This is a genomic window from Longimicrobium terrae (assembly GCF_014202995.1).
GTDB classification, from domain to species: domain Bacteria; phylum Gemmatimonadota; class Gemmatimonadetes; order Longimicrobiales; family Longimicrobiaceae; genus Longimicrobium; species Longimicrobium terrae.
The window spans coordinates 61,768-84,643 of the sequence record NZ_JACHIA010000011.1 but is presented as its reverse complement, the minus strand read 5'-3'; the positions used below and the strand labels follow the sequence as shown (position 1 = coordinate 84,643).

22 protein-coding genes are annotated in these 22,876 nt (G+C 64.3%); 10 read left to right on the top strand and 12 right to left on the bottom strand.

Annotated elements, in window-relative coordinates; genetic code table 11:
- Window positions 1–326 precede the first annotated feature (326 nt).
- Together HNQ61_RS17380 and HNQ61_RS17375 are read left to right on the top strand one after the other, a co-directional pair.
- Entirely contained in the window at window positions 327–1,151 is an 825-nt protein-coding gene (locus HNQ61_RS17380) for a DUF4257 domain-containing protein (RefSeq protein ID WP_170035344.1), read from the top strand.
- On the top strand, window positions 1,148–2,608 hold the full coding sequence (locus HNQ61_RS17375; protein ID WP_170035343.1) for a hypothetical protein: 1,461 nt from the start codon (window positions 1,148–1,150) through the stop codon (window positions 2,606–2,608). The genes HNQ61_RS17380 and HNQ61_RS17375 overlap by 4 nt, the downstream gene beginning before the upstream one ends.
- Window positions 2,609–2,697: 89 nt before the next feature.
- Here HNQ61_RS17375 and HNQ61_RS17370 read toward each other — a convergent pair whose 3' ends face one another.
- Window positions 2,698–2,952, bottom strand: coding sequence for a helix-turn-helix domain-containing protein (locus tag HNQ61_RS17370; RefSeq protein WP_170035342.1), 255 nt, complete (start codon window positions 2,950–2,952; stop codon window positions 2,698–2,700).
- Between the two features lie 302 nt (window positions 2,953–3,254).
- On the opposite strand from HNQ61_RS17370, the gene HNQ61_RS17365 reads away from it, so the two are divergent.
- Complete coding sequence (locus tag HNQ61_RS17365) at window positions 3,255–3,716, top strand: hypothetical protein (RefSeq protein WP_170035341.1); 462 nt, start codon at window positions 3,255–3,257, stop codon at window positions 3,714–3,716.
- A 697-nt stretch (window positions 3,717–4,413) separates the two neighbouring features.
- Here HNQ61_RS17365 and HNQ61_RS17360 read toward each other — a convergent pair.
- The 5 genes from HNQ61_RS17360 to HNQ61_RS17340 form a co-directional block, all read right to left on the bottom strand.
- On the bottom strand, window positions 4,414–5,058 hold the full coding sequence (locus tag HNQ61_RS17360) for a hypothetical protein (RefSeq protein WP_170035339.1): 645 nt from the start codon (window positions 5,056–5,058) through the stop codon (window positions 4,414–4,416).
- Window positions 5,059–5,202: 144 nt separating this feature from the next.
- A complete protein-coding gene (locus HNQ61_RS17355; RefSeq protein ID WP_170035338.1) occupies window positions 5,203–5,961 on the bottom strand; it encodes a nucleotidyltransferase domain-containing protein in 759 nt (252 codons plus the stop codon).
- Window positions 5,962–6,022: 61 nt separating this feature from the next.
- A complete protein-coding gene (locus tag HNQ61_RS17350; protein WP_170035337.1) occupies window positions 6,023–7,009 on the bottom strand; it encodes a cyclic GMP-AMP synthase DncV-like nucleotidyltransferase in 987 nt (328 codons plus the stop codon).
- Window positions 7,010–7,342: a hypothetical protein gene (locus tag HNQ61_RS17345; protein WP_170035336.1), complete on the bottom strand. Its 333-nt coding sequence runs from the start codon at window positions 7,340–7,342 to the stop codon at window positions 7,010–7,012.
- A complete protein-coding gene (locus HNQ61_RS17340; RefSeq protein ID WP_170035335.1) occupies window positions 7,335–8,516 on the bottom strand; it encodes an SAVED domain-containing protein in 1,182 nt (393 codons plus the stop codon). Before HNQ61_RS17340 ends, HNQ61_RS17345 begins: the two co-directional genes overlap by 8 nt.
- Before the next feature lie 363 nt (window positions 8,517–8,879).
- Here HNQ61_RS17340 and HNQ61_RS17335 point away from each other — a divergent pair, with 363 nt between their 5' ends.
- Complete coding sequence (locus tag HNQ61_RS17335; RefSeq protein ID WP_170035334.1) at window positions 8,880–10,247, top strand: hypothetical protein; 1,368 nt, start codon at window positions 8,880–8,882, stop codon at window positions 10,245–10,247.
- Here the strand turns inward: HNQ61_RS17335 and HNQ61_RS17330 are convergent, their stop codons facing one another.
- A complete protein-coding gene (locus HNQ61_RS17330) occupies window positions 10,248–10,541 on the bottom strand; it encodes a hypothetical protein (RefSeq protein ID WP_170035333.1) in 294 nt (97 codons plus the stop codon).
- A gap of 169 nt (window positions 10,542–10,710) precedes the next feature.
- On the opposite strand from HNQ61_RS17330, the gene HNQ61_RS17325 reads away from it, so the two are divergent.
- From HNQ61_RS17325 to HNQ61_RS17315, 3 genes are all read left to right on the top strand, one after another.
- Window positions 10,711–11,385, top strand: a complete 675-nt coding sequence (locus tag HNQ61_RS17325; RefSeq protein ID WP_170035332.1) for a hypothetical protein — start codon at window positions 10,711–10,713, stop codon at window positions 11,383–11,385.
- Between the two features lie 136 nt (window positions 11,386–11,521).
- Window positions 11,522–12,574, top strand: a complete 1,053-nt coding sequence (locus tag HNQ61_RS17320; protein WP_170035331.1) for a tetratricopeptide repeat protein — start codon at window positions 11,522–11,524, stop codon at window positions 12,572–12,574.
- A gap of 141 nt (window positions 12,575–12,715) precedes the next feature.
- Window positions 12,716–13,282, top strand: a complete 567-nt coding sequence (locus HNQ61_RS17315) for a hypothetical protein (protein ID WP_170035330.1) — start codon at window positions 12,716–12,718, stop codon at window positions 13,280–13,282.
- A 12-nt stretch (window positions 13,283–13,294) separates the two neighbouring features.
- Here HNQ61_RS17315 and HNQ61_RS17310 read toward each other — a convergent pair whose 3' ends face one another.
- Window positions 13,295–13,729 (bottom strand): hypothetical protein, encoded by a 435-nt coding sequence (locus HNQ61_RS17310; RefSeq protein ID WP_170035329.1) that lies wholly within the window; start codon window positions 13,727–13,729, stop codon window positions 13,295–13,297.
- A gap of 37 nt (window positions 13,730–13,766) precedes the next feature.
- On the opposite strand from HNQ61_RS17310, the gene HNQ61_RS17305 reads away from it, so the two are divergent.
- Both HNQ61_RS17305 and HNQ61_RS17300 read left to right on the top strand, forming a co-directional pair.
- Window positions 13,767–14,603: a hypothetical protein gene (locus tag HNQ61_RS17305; protein WP_170035328.1), complete on the top strand. Its 837-nt coding sequence runs from the start codon at window positions 13,767–13,769 to the stop codon at window positions 14,601–14,603.
- Between the two features lie 26 nt (window positions 14,604–14,629).
- The gene (locus HNQ61_RS17300) at window positions 14,630–15,100 is read left to right on the top strand and encodes a hypothetical protein (RefSeq protein ID WP_170035327.1); all 471 of its coding nucleotides are present in this window, start codon (window positions 14,630–14,632) and stop codon (window positions 15,098–15,100) included.
- A 161-nt stretch (window positions 15,101–15,261) separates the two neighbouring features.
- On the opposite strand, the gene HNQ61_RS17295 is transcribed toward HNQ61_RS17300, so the two are convergent.
- Window positions 15,262–15,837, bottom strand: coding sequence for an RNA polymerase sigma factor sigma-70 region 4 domain-containing protein (locus HNQ61_RS17295; protein WP_170035326.1), 576 nt, complete (start codon window positions 15,835–15,837; stop codon window positions 15,262–15,264).
- A gap of 286 nt (window positions 15,838–16,123) precedes the next feature.
- Between HNQ61_RS17295 and HNQ61_RS17290 the strand changes: the two genes are divergently transcribed.
- A complete protein-coding gene (locus HNQ61_RS17290) occupies window positions 16,124–17,296 on the top strand; it encodes a hypothetical protein (protein ID WP_170035325.1) in 1,173 nt (390 codons plus the stop codon).
- Window positions 17,297–18,024: 728 nt separating this feature from the next.
- On the opposite strand, the gene HNQ61_RS17285 is transcribed toward HNQ61_RS17290, so the two are convergent.
- The 3 genes from HNQ61_RS17285 to pilB form a co-directional block, all read right to left on the bottom strand.
- Window positions 18,025–19,224: a type II secretion system F family protein gene (locus HNQ61_RS17285; RefSeq protein ID WP_170035324.1), complete on the bottom strand. Its 1,200-nt coding sequence runs from the start codon at window positions 19,222–19,224 to the stop codon at window positions 18,025–18,027.
- A gap of 186 nt (window positions 19,225–19,410) precedes the next feature.
- Window positions 19,411–20,532 (bottom strand): type IV pilus twitching motility protein PilT, encoded by a 1,122-nt coding sequence (locus tag HNQ61_RS17280; RefSeq protein WP_205761607.1) that lies wholly within the window; start codon window positions 20,530–20,532, stop codon window positions 19,411–19,413.
- 587 nt (window positions 20,533–21,119) lie between these two features.
- Entirely contained in the window at window positions 21,120–22,832 is a 1,713-nt protein-coding gene (gene pilB, locus HNQ61_RS17275) for a type IV-A pilus assembly ATPase PilB (RefSeq protein ID WP_170035323.1), read from the bottom strand.
- Window positions 22,833–22,876 lie beyond the last annotated feature (44 nt).

The following is a 22,876-nucleotide window of genomic DNA, read 5'->3' as shown; positions in this document are numbered from 1 at the left end:
CGACGGGTGGTTGAAGCCGGGACCGGCTTCCTCCTCCACGGACGTGAGTACCAATAAATTCGGGGGCGCCGTTCATCGGTGCCCCCGAACTCGAAAAAGGCTGCTACCAAAGATCGGCTTCAGGAAATCTCGAAGTATATGTCCGTCCAACCATACAGTCCCACAATGCTGCTTGGCAGCTTTTCTATTCCCCGGAGGACCACATGACGGATTCTCGGCGATCAACAGCTTCGAAATGCGAGAGGCGCGGCCTGTACTGCTGCCTTGGCGGAGTATTGGCTGTGTGTCTCACGCCCGCGGCCGTGCTTACACAAAGCACGGGGGCCGTGCCCGCGACGGCGGAACTGAGCGGCTTTCCCGAGCCTTTGTGGGGTGCTTTGCTGGGGGTGATCGTGAGCGGTGCGCTGGGCGCATTCGCCGCAGATCTGGTGACGGATGCCGGCCGCATCGAACGAGTTCGGCGCGAAGAAACAGGGTGGGCGCTTGGCTTCATCGGCAAGATGGTTGTTGGCTCCGTCGCTGCCCTCGTCCTGCTTACACTCAACCCGCCCGGCGAGTCCTGGCTGACGCTGATCGGGACGGCCCTCGCCGCCGGTGTGGGCGGCGAGGCAATTCTCCTGGCCATCGTTTCAGCTCGACGGACGCAGCAGGCGGAGAACGAGCGTGATGTTGCGGAGGATAAGGCTGCTCGCATCGCCCATGATGCGGTAGAGAAGATCGAGAGCTTTCGTGTCTTGGTGACGACGGCCGCGGAAGGGCACGATTTCCACGGGCACGCCGACCTTGCTCCCGGCCGCCCGGCGGGAATGGATTCTTTGCCTGCTTCCTCATCAGCAGGACAGTTCCGGGGCTTGCTGGATACCTTCGCCGAGCGCAGCACGACCGAAATCCTGGCCAGTGCGCGCTCGGAGCGGACGGGCAGTATCACGGCCGCTGTGCGCGCGATTCTTGTGCGAGTGCTCAACCATCACGACGTGGACACGCGCAAGCTCAAGGACTTGGGCGGTGCTGACCCCGGGATCCGTCGGCGAATCGCGCACGAGATCGCGCAGACGTGGCCGAACCTGAACCCGCCGTTCATGGAGGAGCATGTGACGGCAGACAGCACGCTGAGCACGCTGTCGCGCGACGTGCGCAGGAGGACCCGGTGAAGCGCCTGCTGATCCTTCTTGGAGCCGCGTTGCTGGCCAACCCGGCATTCGGCCAAGCCCACGAGCAACTGGAGAGCGTGGTCCGCCGGGGCGACAGACGGGGTGTGATCCTGCTGTTCAAATCGGAATTGGAAACGCCGGGCCAGCCCCAGGCAGTGAACGACTTCATGCTCGTGGACTTGACCGATTCACGTCGGCTCCTGCTGAAAGAACACAGTGTCTCCACACCCGACGGCTGCGCGTACCCCGAGGGTTGGGACGCGCCCTTGGACCGGTTGTGCCTGGTGCTGCAGGATGCTGAGCCGGCGCTGGACGACAAGCACCATTATGCGTTGCTCACCAGGCCGATCAAGTTGCAGGGCAAAGAGGTGCCGGCCCTGACCGTCGCGATCCCGCCCGTCGCCGGCGCTGTTCAGGCAATCTCAAACGAGACGAGCAACGTCGTAGTCACCTTCTCTCGTGACTTGAGCGGGGAACAGGGAATCGAGCCCCGGATCACCGTGAACGGCGGAGAGGTGCGGATTGTGGCTCCCTCCGAGGAACCCGGGTTGCCGCTATGCTATAACCGTGGCGCTTTCGCATTCTACTGTACTGTCGACCGGCACATCGTAAATGGCGAAGTTGTCGCGGCAGATATCGTCAGCAAGGATGGGAGGCAGCCGGCGGGGATCGGGCCCATCATCCCCAGTACGGCCCAGATCGCGGCGGCGGTAAAGAAGGAGGATGTCCGTAGCTTCTACCTGAATTTGGCGTTTTCCCGACTGAATGAGGTAAGCAACGGATCCCTGACGTTTACGACCAAACGCTTGCTGTTGCGGAGGCTGTCCCACATTGAAGATCCGGTCTACGCAGTGCTCTTGCTGCATGCGGACGTGCTCGCGACCAGCAAGACAGATGGTTCGGGCCGGCTGAGTGCTGGTCCGCAGCTTCAACTCAGCCTTTTCGAGCCATTCAGCCTGGTCGACATGGCTGTGACACCCCGCTGGGAAACCGACGACAAGTTCACGGTGCAGAACACCCTGTTGGACATTGAGGCTCGGCTTTACATCCCCAGAATCTACAACGGCCCGGTTTGGGGCGGTGGGACTCGCCAGCTGTTCCCGCGAATCGGGTATGAGGTGGGTCACACCATACGCGGTGCAGGCGACACGCTGCGGTGGGAGGAGAATGGGCCGTCGCGGTTCACCTACGGCGCCACTGCCACGGTGTTCTGGCCGGAGACCGCCCGCTCTTTCTTCCGCGGTGGCGTGCAGCTCACGGGTGAGTTCGATCTGCTTCAGATTCAGCGGAACGAGCGGTCAACCGCCTCCGCGGACCAAGCACATTTCTGGACGGTTGGGGCAACGCTGAAGGTAACTCCCCAACTTGGGTTCACGCTTACCCGTCGGTCCGGAAGATTGCCACCGGTGTTCAAGTTCCAGAATGCGTTGGAGATTGGTGCCAGTTTCCTGAACTAGGCTCCAATCAGGCGTACAGCGTCTGAACGCGAAAACAAGGAAGGGCAGCCACACGCGGCTGCCCTTCCTTGTCTTCTCCAAATGATCAACTAAGCCCCGCCGCGCTCAAGCCAAGCCTCAAGCCGGGCGATGAACACCGCGAGCGGGATCTCGCAGGCGACGCAGATCTCTCGGAGTTCCAGCACGTCCACTCGCCGCTGCCCCTTCTCGACGTCGCTCACAAACGACTGCGGACGGCCCAGCCGCTCGGCAAGTCCGACCTGGCGCAGGCCGGCTTCCTTCCTCACCTCGCGTAGCAGCTTCCGCAGGACCACCCGCTCCGGCTGGAGCGCTCCCTTCTCCATGATGGCCGCGTGCTGTGGGGATCAAAAACCCGCAGCACGCTACCCACCCCTTGCGAATATCTAAAATTCAGATATTTCGTATCTGAGACGGCGCATCCCGCGCCGTCCCATCTCCATCCCCATCCGGAGCGCCAATGAAGCACCGCCGCACGACCCCCGTCCTCGCCCTCCTCGCCCTCCTGCTCAGCGGCTGCAGCGTGGATGGAGTGAGGCAGGAAGAGTTGGACCGGGCCGTGGAAACTGCCCTTTCGGCCGAAAGGCCCTGTATCGGAGACCGATCCTGGCAATTCCCCGCCACCGTTGTGACAAACGATCGGTTCGCCCAAGAGGGCGTGCGCGCGCTCGACGCCCTCGTAGACGCAGGGCTGCTCACTAGTGCGGATACCACCACGACAACACCGCGCTTCACCCTGGGCCCTGACGGGGGCAGCGGCGAGGCGGTAGTTCCGGCAAAGACCTACGAACTGACCGATGCCGGGCGCGCGGCCTATAGGACGTACGAGTCGGGCGTGGGCAGCGTCGGCGCCTTTTGCTACGGACGCTGGGAGTCGGAGATCGTGGGGTTCACGGACCCGGCGGAATCCTCCGAGGGCAACCTGACCACGGTCACCTACACCCGCCGGCTCGCCGACACGCCATCGTGGGCCGCGGTGCCCGTCCTCGCCTCGCGGTCGACCACCCGCAGACACGGAGCCGCGGGACCCGAGCAGCTGAGGATGTACCTGGTGCGCACCGACACTGGATGGGTGCGCACAGGCGGCTGAGGGAACGGCATACATGGCCAAACCGACGGTTCAACCCGGGGCGAAGTAGTAGCTGAAGCAAGCAACCAGGCGCGCGGTGTGAGACAGAGATCGAGACGCGCGGCGGTCCTGCGCGTCTCACGCGCGCCATCAGAGACGTTCACTCACTCCCTGTTCAAGCGCGACAAGCCACTCGGGAGAGAAGTCGCGGTAAGCGCTCCGGAGGAGCTTCAGCAAGTCCATCATGGTTTCAGCCCGACGCTCATCCGGGAGATCGGTGCACAGCACGACAACGGCGGCGATCGCCTCGTCAGCCGTGGCCGCCAGCGGTAAAGTGCCATGCCGGCGGTACCATGTACGCAGTTTGCGGATCGTCCCGGGGTTGGGATTCGCACCGTCAACGAACCTCGACAGGCCGCTCGGGCTTAATCCGACGGATCGCGCGACGGCGCGAAGGGAGGTCTGGTGTACCTTGAAGCGTATCGCCCCGCGGATGCGAGGTATTGGCGATCCCGAGAGGATGTCACTTGCTTCCGGCATTGGGGATCTCAGGCGTGAGCGGAATCTGGCCACCAAAAGCTCACGAAATTGCAGGGTACGTGCAACAGGGTTTATTCAGCCATCTTGCAGCCAAAATCCGCCCCTATGAAGGACATGCCGAGAAGCCGACGTCAAGCAGAACCGCAAGTTGTGCCATGCAAGCAGGTGGATGAGAATGTCAGGACCCCCGGCGCTTCCGCGGCCGCGATAACGACCGGGCATATTTCCGAAACCCGTCTACCACGTCGTCTGCTGCCGCCAAAATATTACCGACGACCACTTCTGCGTCCCTCGGCAGAGCGCGGTCGAGGATTTCAAGCGCACGCATGATCATGGCTGCCCTTCCATTCTCCGGGGTGGGGACACTTCGTTTGATTCTCCCCTGGCCGGCCGACCCGAAATACCTAACTCCCGCATCTGTGGCGGTAATGTACTGATCTGCTCGGGCGACCAGCCCGCGGCCGACCAGCGCGCCCACGACGCGACCGTCAAATTCATCTATGCGCACCTTTCGGCGGCTCCGCGCAATCGCTCGAAGCACATCCTCCTGCCTGTCGTTCAATCGTGCGGAGGCCGGGAACTCTACCCGCGGCTCAACCTGCTCCACTTCAGAGCGCCCCTGATCGCTGGGAACGATCCGCGACCCTTCCGCGATTACGTACCCCGCCGAAAGGAGTGGCCTGAGAGTGCGCCCGTCGACCTCACGCGCCTCCATCCCTCCCCGCCGGACAAGTTCACTCAGCAGGTCCCGTTGATGAGGCTTAAGCATTGATATCGGATGAGATCTGGGATCGACGGATATGCATGGAGCAGAGATCATCATTCTGGTTTAGTGCCTCTACCGCGCCACGATAGGCGATTTGCCGTGTGGCCGTCAACTGCGGCAAACGCTGGTGCTGAACCCGGTCTTGTTCCGGCAATCACCGCTCAATTGGCTGCAGGCCGCCTTGCGATCTCACGCCCCAACCTACCGCAGTATCTCGTCCCACCTCGAGGCAGCCAGGGACATCGTGGCGGCGCGAGCGGCGGCACTCCGATCTTCGCGGGTGAGGTCGAGCCTGTTGTTCGTGTTCGCGGGATCCTGCAGTAGAACCGAATTTACCTGGGCCGCGATGAACCGCAGCGTCTCGATCATCGCGACTGCGTGGTCGTCCCGTGGTTTTCCCTCGAGCGCGCGTGCCGCCAGGATCTCCAATGCGAACGTCTTGAGCGGCACACCGTGACGTAACCGCCAAAGCTTCAGCAACCGTATGCATGGCGCCAAGCGGGCCGTACGGACCGCCTCGATGTGTACCTTGAGACTGGTCTGCAGCGTACTCGGCGGCTGCAGATTTCGGTACAGGGTCGCGTACCTGAAGCTCGCGTCATGTGCCCTGCCAGGAACCACGTCCACGTGGAACGATGACGTAACCGGGATGCGAAGTGCGACCGTTTGGGGATGGACTTCCAAGCGCCCCGCCACCAGCGCCTGGTGCACTGCCCCGAAGATCCGGTCAAGTGGGGTCCGTGGCTCCGGCGGGAAATAGACCACGATGTCCAGATCGTAGTGATCGCGAATCATCGTACCCTTTGCGTACGACCCGCCATAGTAGATCCTGACGCCGGCGGGAAGCGTTTCGGCGAGGTGCTTGTGGAGCGCATCGCGGATCGATTGAACTCGTTGGAGTTCCTGCTCGGTGAGTTCGTGGCCGGCCAGCACTTGGCGCAGGTGTTCGTGAGCAGTCATAAATGTCCTCTGTAATGAACTGGAAACCCACCATCCCCGCCGCCGGCCCTGCACCCACCTCTCACGCTGCCGGGCCCGGGAAGTCGCCTCCGAACACGCCTTGCAGCACCGAGCATGCCTTGGCCGCACTCCGCCCGCGTCCCGCGATTTCCAAGGCGTCCAGCAGCCGCTTGAGTTCTTCATAGAAATTCTTGACTTGCAGGGCCGACATCCGTTCGCACAGATCCGTGTGCGGCTCCACCGGAAGGGTGATCGTCACTGTATGGCTGTCACCGCCGAGAACCCACCACCTCAACGGGCGAACGGTGAAGCTGTTGAGCATTCCCTGGACTACCTCAGTGAGCGCATCCAGATCGTCTGGCGTACCGTCCCGGAAGCAGCGGAACGTGAAATATTCGTGGCTTGCCACGGTGAGCGCGATTCCGCGGGGCGCCGCGTTTCCCTCAGCGGCGAAAGACACGTCCTTCCACCGCTTCAGATACCGTACGATCCGGCGGAATTGCCGGAGTTCATCTTCCGCGTACGAGCCAAAGATCTCGCTGTTGAGCGCCATCGCGTCCGACACCTCCCACCCGCAGAACTCCTCCCCCGAACGGTTCTTGCCCATCGCGAGTCGGGGCAGGCCGTCACGGCTCATGCTGCCGTCACAGTAGACTGCAATGTCGACGTGACAGGGCAGAGTCTGGTACTTCACCGTGATGCACGGGCGCCGGATGAGCACCTCCTTGGTGTAGCCTTTCAGCGCGCCATGCACGAGCCGCTTCATGTCCACGGGGAGGATGTCGTCGGGATCCATCTCGAAGTAGAGCCCCAGATCGATGTCGAAGTCGCGGCCCACCGGCAGGGTTCCGGTACCCATCTGGTAGCTTCCCTGATTCCGGAACCAGAAGGGCGGACAGACCAAGTCTTCCGACCGAAAAATCCCTGGGAGACGGGATTCGATTCGGCGGATCACGAAGTCCCGCTTACCCCGGAGCATCTGGTTCTCCTCGAGATTCAGCCGGATGCGGGAAACGAACTTTTCGAAGTACGCCTGAACGTTCGCCAATCAGACCTCCGTTCCCTCCGGACCGGTGTCCGGCGGCGAGGATGTGTGGGGGAAAGCCACCAAGCCGGCGGGAAGCGCGGGAGGAGTGCCCGTCAGGAACTCGATTTCTGCGCTTCCCGCCGGATGGGGAGCGACGTGGACGTGATGGAACGCCTCCCAACTCGGATAGACTCCAAGGCTGCTGAATCCAGGCTGCGTCTCGCTCTCGTCGGTCCGCCAACAGACAACCACTTGGCCCGTGTGGAACACGACGCCGTCCAGGATGCGGCCTGTGCCGCTCACTCCCGTTTCGTCGATCCTGCGGATCAGGGTGAACAGATGCGGCTCAGTCATGGAGTAGTTCAGTGCGGGGATTGATGGTCAGAGCGGGAAAGTAGCCGAGCGTGCGCTTATCGAACTCGTACACGATGAACTCGGGATCGAACTTTCGGATGCTCCGTCCCGCCTCGATCGCCACTGGGGCCGGTACGGCGGCCACGAGGTGCACACGGCGTCTGCTTCCGTGTGCCGCGCGGACTTCCGCAAGCAGCTTCCTGAACTCGTAGCCGAACACTTCGAGCCGCTTGCGTGACGATAGGAAATCCGGGCCCGCGCCGTGGGCGCGCAGTTCATAGGTGGCCCCGGGGGAGCCCAGAACCGGAGCCACGAGCGCCGGCTGAACGTGTTCGCTGATTGATAGGACCACCGCGACCTCGGTGTCCCCGTCGGGCGATTCCGGGCGAATAACTTCATACACGTCCGCAGTCTGTTCCTCGGCCCTCCACGTCCAGCTCTCGCCGGACCGGTGCTTCTGGAACAGGTCGACTTGGCGGATGTCCCCGAGCTCATGCCCCAGGTGGACGAGCAGAGGGACGGGCGCGAGCGCGAATACTGACAGGCTGCGGATGTCTGCGCCGGCCGGCCTGCGCCTCAGCACCGCCTGGAGCTGCTGGGACAGCGCGCTGGCAAGGACGGGGAAAAATCCGCGACTGGAGGCGGGAAGGGTGATCCCGCACAGGTCGATGATCTCCGCGGACTCGTCGGCGGGGTAGCCGGGCAGAAGCGCCTGGAAGGCCCGGGCTTGGTCGATGCTGAATCCGCAACCGTCGATGGGGGCCTGGACCAGAAGCACGTGTGAGCGGGCATCCGGGCCGATCGACGTCAGCATCCGTATCCGCTCCTCGTGCTCGCGCTTGAAGGTGAGGAGCAGTTCCTCCGGATAGTCGGCAACCTTGTCGCGGTCGTCGATGATCTTGCCGTGCGTCCGGCAGGTGAGGATCAAGTTGGAAATGTCGCGCTGAAGCAGGTCAGAGCGAGTTTCGTGACCGCGAGGCCCTTTTGGACTGAACGCCACGATGTGCGAGATCACCCCAAGATTGGAGTGCCGATGGGTAAGCGAGTCCACGTACAGGAGTTCGTTGCAGCCCCGGAACTCACAGCGGCCCGCGGCCCGGGCCCATAGCTCGTTCTGCAGTCCCGCCGGCAGCGTTGGACGGGCCGCCTTCACTGCCCTGCTCGGCTCCGCCATAAATCCTTCCCTTGATGGGGGGCACGTTTATCCATGGACGACCACAACCAGCCCAGGGAGAGCCCAGCCTGCCGTCCCAAGGACTTCAGCCGAACTTCATTGTTCATGCCCGGCAACCAAGCCATCACAGATCGGCCACGCGCCCATAGGCGTGGCCCTTTCAGGTCTTGACGCGGGTTGTTCGCCGTCCCGAGCAGCAGGCGACCGTATCGCCGACTCGAATTGGGGGCTGGTGTCCCGCGATGAAGAACAAGTCACAGCTGGGATAGCCCCGGTGCCCAGATTCCAGCACGGGATGGCGCATCCGGATTGTCGCCGCTAAACTGTCGGCATGTGTATGGCATTGGCGGCGACGGACGGGCTATGGCGACGCAAATTCATGATGAGGATGTAAGGTCGAACGTTCTGGTCATGCCCAGTCGGCTGTGCCTGAACGATCTCAGGGTGCTGGATGATCTGCTGCAGGCAGCACCGGGGTGGGAGCCAGAAGAAGCAGATCCGCTGGTCGATTCCTTCGGGGTCGAACTCTGGCGGGCTGTAGCGAACGTGCGCCTGTGGGTGGACACGCCGGCAGAACGGCGTGACGAGCTATTCACCCGGCCGCTCTCGGCTGCGCGCCGGGAGCGGCGTGCCCATGCTGAGATGCAGGCACCGGAACTCGTGCCCGCGCTCACGGTGTTTGCCGCGCTCGTGGATTCCCCGCGCACGGCAAAGGCCGGTGAGTTGGCCCAGGCATGCCTTTCCGTGCTTCGCTGGGCCGAAGACCGCGGCATGGCCGAGACCGCGGTGCAGTTCGCGGAAGCGGCTGCAGCCCTCGTTCCCGCGAGTGCCAAGCTGGCCAACGTCGCCGGGCGCACCTGCCGGTTCCATGGGCGCAGCGGGCGGGGGGAGATCTGGTACGAGCGTGCAGTCGGCCTCTCGCGCCGGCACTTCGGTACGACCGCGGGCCGGCGGGAGTACATCAGCGCCAACCTAGGGCTGGGCGCGGTCTGCCTCGACCGCAACGACATCCCGGCCGCGATCCGGAAGATCAAGCGCGCGGCGCGCGCGGCGTGGTGGGCAGGGATGAAGGGGAAGGCCGCGGAAGCCTACCATGACGCGCTGTACTTCTCGACCATGCAGAGCGCGTACGGGCGGGCGACGCAATATGCGAGGAAGGCGGCTCACCTGTATCCAGTGCACCACCGCCGTTATCCGGCCATGGTGCACGACGTCGCGTTGCTGATGATCCACTTGGGAATGTATGCGCCGGCCCTTTCCCTGCTGCACAGCGTGGTGAAGCGGATTGCCAGTCCCGCTGAGAGGCTCATCGTCTGGGGAACGGTCGCGCGAGCCGCGGGTGGGGCCGAGCGGAAGAGCAGCTTTCGGAAGGCGGAGGCGGAGGTGCGGACGATGGCGCCTACCTTCCGCGAGAAGTCGCCCGCGGCACTCTGCAGCCTCGCCGAGGGCGCGGCATTACTTGGAAACTGGGCCGTGGCCGACGAGTACGTCTCGGAGTCGCTGGCGCTGGCGCGCGAGGTCGGGCCCGAGCAGGTGCGCGACCGGATCGAGAGGATCGCCGCTGACATCGCGCGCCGTGTCCCGGGCCCCCCTGCCCTGCCCCGGTCCGCCGCCGCCGGGACGGTCTTGGGGCGCCTCGCCCCGGCGCTCAGGCTCCGGCTCGCCAGATGGCGCGGACGGACCTGGCGGCCCGTCCGTAGTTCTGGGGACCCGGAAACCCAGGAAATCTGATCAGTTCCCGGAGCCGAGGCCGAAACCGTTGTCGCCCTCCGAACCGCCGGAACTGTCTGCCGGCATGTTGCCACCCGACCCCAGCGTGAGCCCGCCATCGCCGGCCACCGTCCGATTCACGGCGGTGGCCGTCGTGTCTTCGCGATTGCCGGAGCCCAGGCCAAAGCCGTTGTCGTAGGCCGGGCCGTGACCGATTTCGCGTTTCACGGCCGTCGGTGAATCCGAGCAGGCCGCCGCGGCGGCGAGGACGGTGAGCACGGCAAGCAGCGGCAGGGCAAGGCGCAGGTTCTTCATATGAGACTCCTGAATGAACGGGAATGAAAGCCCCCGGAGCCCGTGACGCTCCGGGGGCTTCCGCACGAAAATAGGCCGGGCACACCGTTCCCGCCAGTTACCTCGTCCACATGCGAGGCGACACAAATTGCGCCTTTGTGCGGATGCGCTCGGCGCATACTCTCCCCGCATGAAACCGCCGAAACCGACACCCGCCTCCCTCCTCCCCATCCTCGAGCACCTGCATGACCTCGTCCGGGAGGGGCACGGATTCGAGGTGCGCGGCGTGCACGGCTGGGCCAGCATCGCCGGAGTGGACACCGCGACCGGGGTCTACGGGGCCGCGGAAGAACTTCGGAAGGCGTTCCGGAACGGACGCGTCATCCGCCAGGATGTGCGCGTCCCGGATGCGACGAGGCCGGTGTGGGTCTACCGGATCACGGACGAGAGCGCACGCGACATCGCGGACCTGCGCGAGCAGGTCCACGTGCCCGTCCCCCCGCCATCTCCAGGAGGCGAGCAGCGGGCGCTGCTTTCCGACACGCTCGTCGCCGCGCTGGATGCGCTCCTCCACGCGGCGGAGAACCCGGCCGAGCGGGAATGGATCCCGGGGGAGCCGGAGTGGCGGACGAGCCTGCAACTCACCGGGTGGCTCAAGGCCCAGTACGCGACAACTGGCGTCGACCGGGTCTTCATGCCGGGCGACCTGGAACGGCTGGTCACCCACCGCCTCGCCAGCACCCGGCATGCGCCTGCGCAGCCAGGGCGGAAGAAGCCCCTGAACCTCTACCGCATCACCGTCGCCGGTGCGGCGCTGCGGCCACTCGTGTGGTATGGCTCCGTCGCGCGCCGCGGGTCGAGCTGAAGATGCCACGCATCACGCGGAGCCGAAGATCGTGCTGGAGACAACGATGAGCCGCAGCAGGACGCCCAGACTGTTGGGAAGACGGTGGTGCATCCCCCCGGCGCTCCTGTGTCCGCCCGGGGAGATGGTGGAAGGGATGGCCGTGCTGGAGGAAGACGGCACGGAGACAGGACTCGTCCTGTGGACTTCGCTTCGCGCCATCATCCTGTGGGCGTCCGTGCCGCTGGATGGTCGTGACGGGCTCTTTCCTCCAGGCGCGGCGGACGACCTGCTGCGGAGAATCGGCGCGGTGCCGCTGGATCGCGAGCTCGCGATCGCGCTGACCACCCTCTGCGCGGTGCTGGACATGCCCGCGACGGTGAATCCGGGGATCGTCAGCCTCGTGTGCGGCCAGGTTTCCCGCTGGGCGGAAGGGCGCGGCCGGTCCGCCGCGGCGCTGGCGTACATGGTGGCTGCGGCGAGCATCCAGCCCGAGAACGGCCGCTGCGCCGCGGAGGTGGGGCGCCTGGCGATGGCCAGCTCCGATCTCGGCTGGGCGGACACATGGCTCCGCCGGGCAGCCGCACTCGCGCGGCGGGGCAAGGATTGGAACACGTACGGGTTCGCGTACCTGCACCTCGCGGAGGTTCATGTCCGGCGTGACCTGCCCGAGCGCGCCGTGCGGCACTTCCGCACCGCGGCGCGCGTCGGGCGCAGTTGCGGAATCCGGGAACTGCGGGCCGCCGGGAAGCATGGGCTGGCGCGGGTGCTGATGGAGCAGGAAGGCAGGTTGCCGGAGGCGGAGAAGCACGCGAGGAGCGCGTTGCGCGCCTATGGCCAGGGGCACGTCCGGCTGCCGGACATCCTCTTTGACCTGGCCGCGATCTGGGTCGCGAGCGGTGTCTACGGCCGGGCCGTCACGCTGCTCCGGCGGGCCCGCACCCCCCGCGAGGGGCCGGAGCGCCGGGGGATGCGGCTGGCCCTGCTTGCGCGTGCGGCCGCGGGCGCCCGGGACCATGCGCTGTACGAAGCTTCCTGGGACGCCGCCCGGGCCGAACTCGATGAGCTGCCGGTCGCGGGGCGGGATCAGGCGATCCGGGAACTGGAGCGCGCTGCCGCCCTAGCCGACGACGGCCGGCGTTTCGCGCAGGCCCAAGCCCTGGATCTGCAGCTCACGGAAAACAGCGCGGGGGCCGGCCCACGATCATGATGCAGGCGTAGTGTGAAACGCGCGCGGAGCGGGTTTGGCCATCCCGCCAAACGCCTGCATGCGCTTGAACCGGAGCGACCGATCTTTATGATGGATGCGAACCAGACCGCAATCCCAGCACCTCATTCAACGGAGTCCCTCATGGCGGAAGCACGTCTTTCTGGAACGCCCACCTTGAGAAGTGAGCTTCCCCTTCGGCGGCGCGGATCTACGAACCGCTCCGCCCTGGGCCGGATCTTGGGCTTCGCCGTGCTCATCTGTCTAGGCGCGTGTGCCGGCACCCGCTCAGCGGACCTGCGGCTCCGATACGCAGACGGGGTCATCCCTGGATCCTTCGACTTCACCGAGGACGAGTGGTTTGCCGCGTTGCGCCTGACGATGCCGGATGCGGCAGCTCGTGAGCACGCCGCCGAGTTCTCGCGACCGGACGTGGAGCTCGATCGCGCGATCAACCTGGATGGGCTCGCCCTGCTGTCGCTCGCGACGGAAAGCGGGGGCGTGAAAGCGGAGCGGCTGAGGCAGGAATGGCGGACAGCTTTGTACGGCATCTGGGCGTACGACCAGCGGCAGCGCGGCGCCGTGTCCGAAGAAGATCTGGCTCAGAGATGGTCGGTGCGCATCGCCCGGGAGGACCAGCTGTGGGAAGCGCGCCGGGAGCGCCTGCGCCAGTCCCTTCAGCGGAAAGGGAAGCTCCCGCCGGGGAGATGACCAAGTTCCAGCTCATTCATCAGGATGGTCCCGGAGATAAGCCTGGAGTTCCTCAACCCGACGCCGGATGGTTTCCCGGCGCTCCGCGCCTTCATCCGGTGAAACCTTCATGAGCTGCCACGCGCGCTCCGCGCAGCTGTCCGACACGAGCGAAAGGAGGTCCAGCAAGTCTCCATCATAAACACGTGGCCCGTTTGCGGGCGCAGCGGCGAGCTCGGCGCCGGTCGCCGTTTCGAACCCGTGGAGGTCAGGCATCGCATTGAACGCGAGTCCCTCTTCCCGCGCGCGATCCGGCGGAAGGATGAAAGCCATTGCGGCGACGAACTCTTCATCCGTGAAGACCTTCTCGTCACGTATCGGCACGGGCAGCACCAGGAGGTTTTTAGTTCGGCGAAGTTCGGGAACAACCCGCCCAGGAGGGCGGGCCTTATCTGCCAATTCGCGCATGGCAGACCACCCTGAATCTGCATGAGGAGGAGCAATCATGGCAACAAGCCTACGGCGTATAATTCTGCTGCTGGCGATGCTGGCTGGATCGGCATGCACCGACCGGAGCCCGGATCCGGTGAGGAGTGCGCCTCTCGAGCACACTCGCGACATCGTAGCGGGAGCGGAGAATGTGGTCGATGCCGTCTGGTTCGACAGCATCACCGCCGCGAACGGTGGTTTCTACGCTGTAGACACTACAGTGGTGGGGGTGAGCGAGCCGTGGCAGATCGATTCATCGATCGATGCGTACGTCTCCCAGACGCAGTGTCGCACCGCGCCAAGGGGGGCCACGCTGTCGTATGACGGCGGTTCGGGCCTGATGCATTTCGCGCTTCCCGGGCCACTCGTTTTCGTCGACTACAATCGCGGCGTTGTAAACCGGCCGGACGGCATCTTTCGCAGGGCGATCTACGAAACAAGACAAGAGGTCCGAGCCATAGATCCGGCCGGTCACACATGGCGGTTCATCGGCAGGTTCAATGCGCTCTGTCGGAGATTCGTCGTCCAAACGGGACCGATCAGGGTGGAGACGCAGGTGGTAGTCCCTCAGACCCCGATCACTGGGCCGCGCCTGGTGGGCGGCGGGGGCGGCTACTGGGGCGGCGGGGAGGAGTGCGGAACCGGCGTGGACGAAGAAGAGGCCACCTACGAATCCGGCGTCTACTCGCCACCACCTCCGTCCGGCTGCGGATCAGGTAGCGGCGGGGCCCCTGGCGGCCAGCCGTTGGCGGAAGATGAGTGGTACGCGTGGTACGAAGGCATACGGTTCCGATGCCATCGTGAAGACAACAACACCGGGATGAACATCGTCTCATGCACAGTCGACAACTGACCACTCCTCCTTACCAGGGTCAACCGATGAACAAGACAGCGGCATTCCTGACCGCACTCACGAGCCTTCTGCTTGTCCTGTCCGCCTCGCCGGCGGAAGCTCGAACTGGTGTGGATCTCACCCCACCCGACAGTGCGGCCGTCACAGTGGCGCTCGTCGACGAACTCGACGGAGGCTCAGCCGTTACGGCCGTCATTGTCCGCCGGCCGGGATCGGGCGATGTCATCCTGCTCAGACGCAGCACCGCGAGCGGTTCCCGGCTGGCATCCGCCATTGCCATGCTGATGCTGCAGCGCACGTCTGCGCCGCCAGTCACCCGTGAAACGCGGATCCAGATTCAGGGCGCCGGCGTCCCGGCTGCGTGGCGAGCGAACTGGCTGCCCCGGTTGGAGAACCTTGTGGCCCGGCTACGAAGGGCTGATGCCCGGCTCATCCCCGGCATCGGCACGGTACCCGCTGAGAACCTATCCCTACCGCCAGCGGCCGCGCGGTCCTGACATTTCGGATTCAACAATCCTGCGCCTGTTCCGTGCGGCGGCCGATGGCCAGCCACGCGCACGGAACAGCCACGCTGTTCAGAAAAGCACAGCTGAACCTTGCTTGCTGTTTGAAGATCCAGAGGGAAGAGCTTGATTCTCTCCCAGCGTGCTGCAGAACGTCAGAGGCCGCTACCCAGCGCTCCGCCTAGGGAGAAAAGCCGCCCCGGATCAGACCTTCTCATAGAGCGACGCGCGTGCCCGACTTTCGCGCTCGCGCGTTTGGCAGCGAGGACCGTCCCCGGAACGGTGAAATCATGGCCGGCCGCGCCAGCCACGAGTCCGGGCCGGAGTTTAGCCCAACTGTGGAGTTCGTCCACGATCCAGGCGGGCACCCGATCCCCCCGCTCCACGTAGAGCGAACGCATCCACATCGTTATCGTGGCCCGAACCTGCGCGCGAAACGATTGCGGGTAGTCCATCGCCAGCACGGCGAGAGCGGCCTGCTCGCCATGGACTCCTGGTTCAGGCATGCCCTCGCACCAGCGGCGAAACGGTTCGTCGTCCTCAGCATAAAGGTGCCGCCCGCGGAGGAACGTCCTGACGGCGCCCGCAGTCACGCCCATTTCATCCGCGATCTGCTTGATCGGCGTTCCCTGGAGAACTGCGTACCGGATGATCGCGCGCATCCGCTCCAGTTCGAAATGCCACAGCATTTCCCTGACCGCAGCTACGTGCACGTGCTCGGCCGCTGGCATGGTTCAATCCCTGTCACGAGTGATCCGCACTCCTGCTCGCACCCACGATATACGCTGTCCAGTGCGTACGCCATGACCACGCCAGATGACCGGCCGGTTGGAGCCACAGGCTGACACTCGGCGGAAGCGTGCGGGCTCCTGGACCAGCATCGAGTTTCCGCGCAAGCGTCGTAATTACCTCCTGAGCGGGCCTGGGTCGAAGGATAGACTCAGGCCGCTTCGGTGATTATTTCTAGCTTTCCAGTTCTCCGCTCACGCAAGCTCATTTTTTCGGAAGAGTATCTGAATGAACATCCAATACTGGCACATCAACCATAGTTCCTCCTCGGACCGTCCGATGACGATCGACCGTATGGCCGGCCACCTTGCAGAGGACTGGCTACCAGCCCTATCTCCAGGGCCGTCCCACGCGTTTGTGGGATTGCTGAGCAGCATCATCTACGATTCAGGCAACTACTGGACGGTCAATCGGGCACTCGGCGGAACTGATAGCCAGTGGAAACAGGCGATCTCCTGGTTGTTGGGCGTTGTTGGAGCAAGGGAAACACTGGCCGCCGAGGGGTACAGATGGATCGCACCGGTAAGCGCATTTGCTCCAACAGGGCAACGCGTGCCCTTGGTAAATTGGCACCCGAGCTTCCCTCAATCGAGACTGGTAGCCGCCAAACCACCCCAACCAAGCTCCAAGCTGTTACCAGATTACTTGGCGATTCACCCCGCCCCCGCCGGCTTCGCTGCGTGGGCAGCAGCGGAAGCCAAGGGAACTCGAAAAACGATTGCCTCCCGTCGAGACTGTCTGCCAGAATGGAAAAATCAAGCGGAGAATGTGGAGGTTCGGTTCAATGGACACGTCGAGACCATCCCGCGCCATATCGTCACGGCCACCAGAGTGAACCCGAATGCGACTCGCGACAGGACTCGCCGAATGCTGGTCCGCAGTTGGAACAGAGCTCTACCCGAGTCCCCCAAGCTGGACCCAGAACTCGTCGTCGAGATCGCCGCCGCACACCTTTTCGGCGTTTGTTCAAATCTGGGCCTCTGGTCGAATGCTGAAGCGCTGGCAAATGGGGTGCGAGATCGAAGAGCACGTGCTGCCGAAGGCAAGCGAGCTGCGGAAAGCGATGCACCAAAACAAACCCCCACTCCGCGCGCCGACCGGGAGCTGGGCATCTACGATGACGAGGATGGGTCCGAAGATGTTAAACGCGTCACCATCTATGGCTCGGAGGCTCTTCCTGCAATCGACGTTGTGATTGAAGTGCCGACGGTCCGGCTCATCCGCGAACTCAGGTCCCCGGATCCTCAGAAGGCTGTCGACGCACTGGCCAGAGCCGACGCGGCGCTGGACGCGCTCCACGCGGCTGAAGTGGACAGCGAGCACTCAGGTGCCCTGCTGCCGTCGGGAGTTCGGGTCAATTATTGGATGCCTCCACGCCCCGAGAACAGCCCGCAATCCTAAACGCGGGGGGGGCGACAGGCTCCGAACATCTGCTGTGAAACTGGGGTCCAACTACCGCCGATGATCTGCCTGAGTAACCCGCGCCTCCCCTACCAGTTCATCAACTCATCGCGGGCCAAGGTCTGACCCGTGATGGGGGGTGTGCGGTGAGATCGCTCTGCGGGACCGAGTTCCCCGGGCACCTCGGTCCCAAGGTGATGCCCAGCGGTCAGCACGTACTTTGTGATCTGTTCTCGTTGAGTATGCACGTGTTGACCTAAGCGATCACGCATCCGGAAGGGCTGATTGGGCATGCGGTAAGCCTAAGTGGCAGTTTGCGTTAGCGGATTTCGCGTTTGTATGAACAACCTGAATTTCGCACGACTGTCAAAATTCGCGAGCCGGTTCAGCGAGGGGGTACTGACATTTCGCATGTCACCTGCACTATCCCCGAATGCGAAATCTTTCCTAAGTGATCCTACGCCGGGAACTTGCAGGATCTGGCCAGTCGGAGCAGTCAGCGAATTCTGTCAGTGAGCGACATGCGAAATGTCAGTCGCCGATTCCGAGCTGGAACAAAGAAGAGGTGTCCGCGGCGATTTCGCATCGCCGCGGGCACCTCTTGTAAACTGCTAACTCGAGCTGACTTACCGACCTATCTGCCCTCTGAACTGACAGAATTCGCTGTCAGTACTGACATTTCGCATGTCACAAAACTGACAAAATTCGTGTCGCTCAGCACCGCCCCGCTACTGCGCCGTCTGGATCATGTCGAACATGGGCATGTACATGGCCACCACCATGCCGCCGATCACCACGCCCATCACCACGATCATGATGGGCTCCAGCACCGAGGTCAGCGCGCTCACGGCGGCGTCGACCTCGTCGTCGTAGAAGTCGGCGATCTTGCTGAGCATGTCGTCCAGGCCGCCCGTCTGCTCGCCCACGTTGATCATCTGCACCACCATCGGGGGAAACACGCCCGAGGCCTTGAGCGGCTCCGAAATCGTCGCGCCGCCGGCGATGCTGGCGCGCGAGGCCATCACCGCGTCGTGAATCACGCGGTTGCCCGACGTCTTGGCCGTAATCTGCAGCCCTTCCAGAATGCTCACGCCGGAGCTGATGAGCGTGCCCAGCGTGCGCGTAAAGCGCGACACCGCCGACTTGCGCATCATGTCGCCCAGAATGGGCAGGCGAAGCAGCGTGCGGTCAATCACCAGCTGCCCGCGCTCGGTCTTGTAGTACTGCGCCAGCCCCCACGCGCCCACCGCCATCATCACGATGATGTAGAAGATGTACGACTGCAGGAACTTGCTGGCCGCCAGCACCACGCGGGTGGGCGCGGGCAGTTCCAGCCCGGCCTCCATGAAGATGGTGGCGAACACGGGCACCACCTTCCACAGCAGGATGGTGGTGGCCAGCACCACCACCGAAAGCATGACCAGCGGGTAGGTCATGGCGCCCTTGATCTTGCGCACCAGGGCGTCGTTCTTTTCCAGGAACACCGCCAGGCGCAGCAGAATGGTGTCCAGAATGCCGCCCGCCTCGCCGGCCGCCACCATGTTGGTGTACAGCTCGGTAAAGATCTTGGGATGCTTGCGCATGGCGTCGGCCAGCGTCATGCCGGACTGGATGTCGTTGAGCACTGCGGCGATGATCTTGGAAAACACCTTGTTTTCCGTCTGCTCGCTCAGGATGGTCAGGCTCTGCACCAGCGGCAGGCCGGAGTTGATCATCGTGGCGAACTGCCGGGTAAAGATCACCACCTCGCGCGTCTTTACGCCGGTGCCGATCTGGATGTTGATTTCCTTGGCCTTGGCGTTCACCGCCACGGGCCGCAGCCGCTGCCGGACCAGGTAGCCGACCACCTCGTCGCGCGACGGAAGGTCGATTTCGCCGGTGGTCAGTTCGCCGCTGGCCGCGCGGGCGCTGTAGGCAAATACGGGCATGGGTCAACCCACAGGGAATAGGGAATAGGGAATAGGGAATAGGGTGTCCCGTCACGGCCTCAGCCGCCCGGTCGAGCCCTCATCGCCCGTGCTCCCGCTACTTCAACCACACCTCGCCGTACGTACTTTCGTACTTTCGTACCTTCGTACTTCCGCACTCACGCACACCGCACTCACGCACTTTCCTCAGTTCGGCACCGGCTCGCCTACCGCCCGCAGGAACTCCGCCGGGTCCGAGGTGCGCTTCAGGCACTCTTCCAGGCTCACCTCGCGCTGCACGTACAGCTGGTACAGCGCATCGTTCAGCGTCTGCATTCCGTGCTTCTTGCCGGCCTGCATCACCGAGTAGATCTGGTGCACCTTGTCGTCGCGGATGCACGCGCGCACGGCCTGGTTGCACACCATGATCTCGCACGCCATGGCCCGGCCGCGGCCGCGCGCCTTGGGCAGCAGCTGCTGCGTCACCACGCCCTCCAGCACGAATGCCAGCTGCGCGCGAATCTGCGGCTGCTGGTGCGCGGGAAACACGTCGATTACGCGGTTGATGGTCTCGGCCGCGGAGTTGGTGTGCAGCGTGGCCAGGCACAGGTGGCCCGTTTCGGCAATGGTCAGCGCCGCCTGCACCGTTTCCAGGTCGCGAAGCTCGCCCACCAGAATGACGTCGGGGTCCTGCCGCAGCGCGTACTTGAGCGCGCGGGCAAACGACTGCGTGTCGCTTCCCACTTCGCGCTGGTTCACCATGCACCCCTGGTGGCGGTGGATGAACTCGATGGGATCCTCGATGGTGAGGATGTGCCCCTTGCGCTCCTTGTTGATCTTGTCGAGCATCGCCGCCAGCGTGGTGCTCTTGCCCGATCCCGTGGGGCCGGTGACGAGCACCAGGCCGCGCGGGCGCTCGGCCAGCTTGGCCACGATGGGAGGCAGCCGCAGGTCGTCAAACGTCAGGATCTTGAACGGAATCTGCCGGATGGCCAGCGCCACGCACCCGCGCTGCCGGTACACGTTGCCGCGAAAGCGCGCCAGGTTCTGGATGCCGAAGCTGAAGTCCAGCTCGTCTTCCGTCTCAAAGCGCTTCTTCTGGTTTTCCGTCAGGATGCTGTACGTGAGCTGCAGGCAGTCCTTGGGGGTCAGGATGTGGTCCACACCGCTGTCGGTGATGTGCCCGTCCACCCGCAGCTTGGGACGCTCGCCCGCGGTCACGTGCAGGTCGCTGGCGCCCCGCTCGATCATCTCCTCCAGCAGCGCGCGAAGGTTCAGGCTGCGCGCTTCGGGAACCGCCACGCGGGCAGTTTCGGTAGCCATGCTCATGAGGGTTTTTCCTGCTTCCGTTCAGGGCCGGCCCGGGCGCGGCGCGGCGCGGGGGCGCGCGTTCCGCACGGGTCCGTGCAGCATGCAAGACCGGCGCGGGGCGACAACCCCAGCATCGGCGCGAAATTCAAGGAGAGAGAGGGGCAAGAGGGCCAAGATCCGTGCCGCGCGAACGGACGAGGCGGCCCCAAGTGGTCGGACGTTCCTGCCGGTCGGGCCCGCGTCCGCCAAGCCAACGTCGCGGGACGCACGCCTGTTCTCGCGGGGAAAGCAGATCCTTCGTCGGCGCCAAGCCGCGGAGCCGCGGCGAGTGCCTCCGGCGCCTCCTCAGGATGACGCCTTGCGGCGTGTGAACCGCGCGATACGGAGAGCCGGACGCGGGGGCCTCGACGCGTTTGCGGAATGACGTCCCGGGTGCAGGAACGTCACCGCGACGACCCTCGGCGGCGAGTTCGTGATCCTGAGCGAAGCGCCTCACCAAGGCATGCCGACACGGCGGAGGACGTTCCCCGCGGGGCTTCCCCCGAAAGACGGAGGGCACGTACGACGGAAGGGATGAAGCCCGGGCGGGGTTCATCCCTCCATCATCACGCGGCGGTTTCCTTGAAGACCTCTTCCAGCGTGGTCACGCCGCGGCGCGCCTTGAGCATTCCGTCCATGCGCAGCGTCAGCATCCCCTCGCTGATCGCCTGCTTCTGCAGGTCCGCCGTGGACGCGCTCTGCAGCACCATGCGGCGCAGCGTGGGCGACATGGCCATCACCTCGTACAGCCCCGCGCGCCCCTTGTAGCCGCTGCCGCCGCACGTGTCGCACCCCGCGCCCTTGAAGAAGGCGGCTTCGGCGATCTCCTCGTCCGTCAGCCCCGCGGCGCGCAGGTAGTCCGCCGGATACGTCGTGGGCTCCTTGCAGTTGCCGCAGATGCGCCGCAGCAGGCGCTGCGCCGTAATCAGGTTCACCGCGCTGGCCACGTTGAACGGCTCGATCCCCATGTCGATCATACGCGTGATGGTCGACGGAGCGTCGTTCGTATGCAGCGTGCTGAGCACAAGGTGGCCGGTGAGCGCCGCCTTGATGGCGATGCTTCCCGTGTCCAGGTCGCGGATTTCCCCCACCATGATGATGTTGGGGTCCTGCCGCAGGAACGCCTTGAGCGCGGCGCTGAACGTCATCCCGATTTCCGTCCGCACCTGCACCTGGTTGATCCCGTGGAGGTTGTATTCCACCGGATCTTCCGCGGTCATGATGTTGACCTCGGGCGTGTTGATCTTGGAAAGCGCGCTGTACAGCGTCGTCGTCTTTCCCGAACCCGTGGGACCGGTAACGAGCACCATGCCGTACGGGTTCATGATGGCGCGCATGAAGTTCTTTTCCGCGCGCTCCTCCATGCCGAACTTCTCAAGGTCGAGCGTAAGGTTGCCCTTGTCGAGAATTCGCAGAACGATCTTTTCGCCGAACAGCGTAGGTAGCGTGCTGACGCGGAAGTCGATCACCCGCTTGCCCAGCCGCAGCTTGATGCGCCCGTCCTGCGGCACGCGGCGCTCGGCGATGTTGAGGTCGCTGAGGATCTTGAAGCGCGAGATGAGCGCCGCCTTCATCTTCATCGGCGGCCGCATGATCTCCAGCAGCACGCCGTCCACCCGGTAGCGGACGCGGATGTCCTTTTCGTAGCACTCAAAGTGGATGTCCGACGCGCCGCGGTGCACGGCGTCCGTCAGAATCCCGTTGATCAGCTTGACGACCGGCGCCTCTTCCACGGCGGCCTGCAGGGAAGAGACGTTCATCTCTTCCTCGCGGTCGTCCATCACCTCGATCTCTTCCGACTCGATCTGCTTGAGCAGGTCGTTGATGCGCTCGTCGGAAGCCTCGTACTCCTTTTCGATGATCTTGCGCAGCGAAAAGTCGCCCGCGATCACCGGCTCCACGTCCAGCCGGGTGACGAACTTCAGGTCATCCAGCACCCCCAGGTCCGTGGGGTTGGCCATCGCCACGGTAAGCGTGCGCCCCACCCGCCGCAGGGGAAGCACCTGGTGCTTCACCGCGATCTCGGCGGGAATCAGCTTGAGAATGCGCGGATCCAGCTTGACCCGCTCCAGGTCCACCGCGGGAATGCGGTGCTGGCGGGCAAGGGCGCGCACCAGGTCCTGCTCGCTCAAAAAGCCGAGCTTGACCAGGCTGTAGCCCACGCGGGTGCTGCTGGAACGGGCTTCGTCCAGCGCCTTGGCGAGCTGTTCGCGGGATACAAGACCTTCAAGGATCAGCTGTTCGCCAATCCGGTCCGCTGCGGGAGCACTGACTGCCATGGAAGCCCAGCGTGTCGGGCGAGAGGGCAGGCTCCGGCCGGGAG

Coding starts and splice junctions, on each gene's coding strand:
- HNQ61_RS17310 (WP_170035329.1), bottom strand. CDS start 13,729: ATGCGCGAATTGGCAGATAAGGCCCGCCCTCCTGGGCGGGTTGTTCCC.
- HNQ61_RS17280 (WP_205761607.1), bottom strand. CDS start 20,532: ATGAGCATGGCTACCGAAACTGCCCGCGTGGCGGTTCCCGAAGCGCGC.
- HNQ61_RS17305 (WP_170035328.1), top strand. CDS start 13,767: ATGGCAACAAGCCTACGGCGTATAATTCTGCTGCTGGCGATGCTGGCT.
- pilB (WP_170035323.1), bottom strand. CDS start 22,832: ATGGCAGTCAGTGCTCCCGCAGCGGACCGGATTGGCGAACAGCTGATC.
- HNQ61_RS17340 (WP_170035335.1), bottom strand. CDS start 8,516: ATGGCGGAGCCGAGCAGGGCAGTGAAGGCGGCCCGTCCAACGCTGCCG.
- HNQ61_RS17315 (WP_170035330.1), top strand. CDS start 12,716: ATGGCGGAAGCACGTCTTTCTGGAACGCCCACCTTGAGAAGTGAGCTT.
- HNQ61_RS17345 (WP_170035336.1), bottom strand. CDS start 7,342: ATGACTGAGCCGCATCTGTTCACCCTGATCCGCAGGATCGACGAAACG.
- HNQ61_RS17290 (WP_170035325.1), top strand. CDS start 16,124: ATGAACATCCAATACTGGCACATCAACCATAGTTCCTCCTCGGACCGT.
- HNQ61_RS17325 (WP_170035332.1), top strand. CDS start 10,711: ATGAAACCGCCGAAACCGACACCCGCCTCCCTCCTCCCCATCCTCGAG.
- HNQ61_RS17370 (WP_170035342.1), bottom strand. CDS start 2,952: ATGGAGAAGGGAGCGCTCCAGCCGGAGCGGGTGGTCCTGCGGAAGCTG.
- HNQ61_RS17300 (WP_170035327.1), top strand. CDS start 14,630: ATGAACAAGACAGCGGCATTCCTGACCGCACTCACGAGCCTTCTGCTT.
- HNQ61_RS17295 (WP_170035326.1), bottom strand. CDS start 15,837: ATGCCAGCGGCCGAGCACGTGCACGTAGCTGCGGTCAGGGAAATGCTG.
- HNQ61_RS17320 (WP_170035331.1), top strand. CDS start 11,522: ATGGCCGTGCTGGAGGAAGACGGCACGGAGACAGGACTCGTCCTGTGG.
- HNQ61_RS17360 (WP_170035339.1), bottom strand. CDS start 5,058: ATGATGATCTCTGCTCCATGCATATCCGTCGATCCCAGATCTCATCCG.
- HNQ61_RS17285 (WP_170035324.1), bottom strand. CDS start 19,224: ATGCCCGTATTTGCCTACAGCGCCCGCGCGGCCAGCGGCGAACTGACC.
- HNQ61_RS17355 (WP_170035338.1), bottom strand. CDS start 5,961: ATGACTGCTCACGAACACCTGCGCCAAGTGCTGGCCGGCCACGAACTC.
- HNQ61_RS17335 (WP_170035334.1), top strand. CDS start 8,880: ATGGCGACGCAAATTCATGATGAGGATGTAAGGTCGAACGTTCTGGTC.
- HNQ61_RS17330 (WP_170035333.1), bottom strand. CDS start 10,541: ATGAAGAACCTGCGCCTTGCCCTGCCGCTGCTTGCCGTGCTCACCGTC.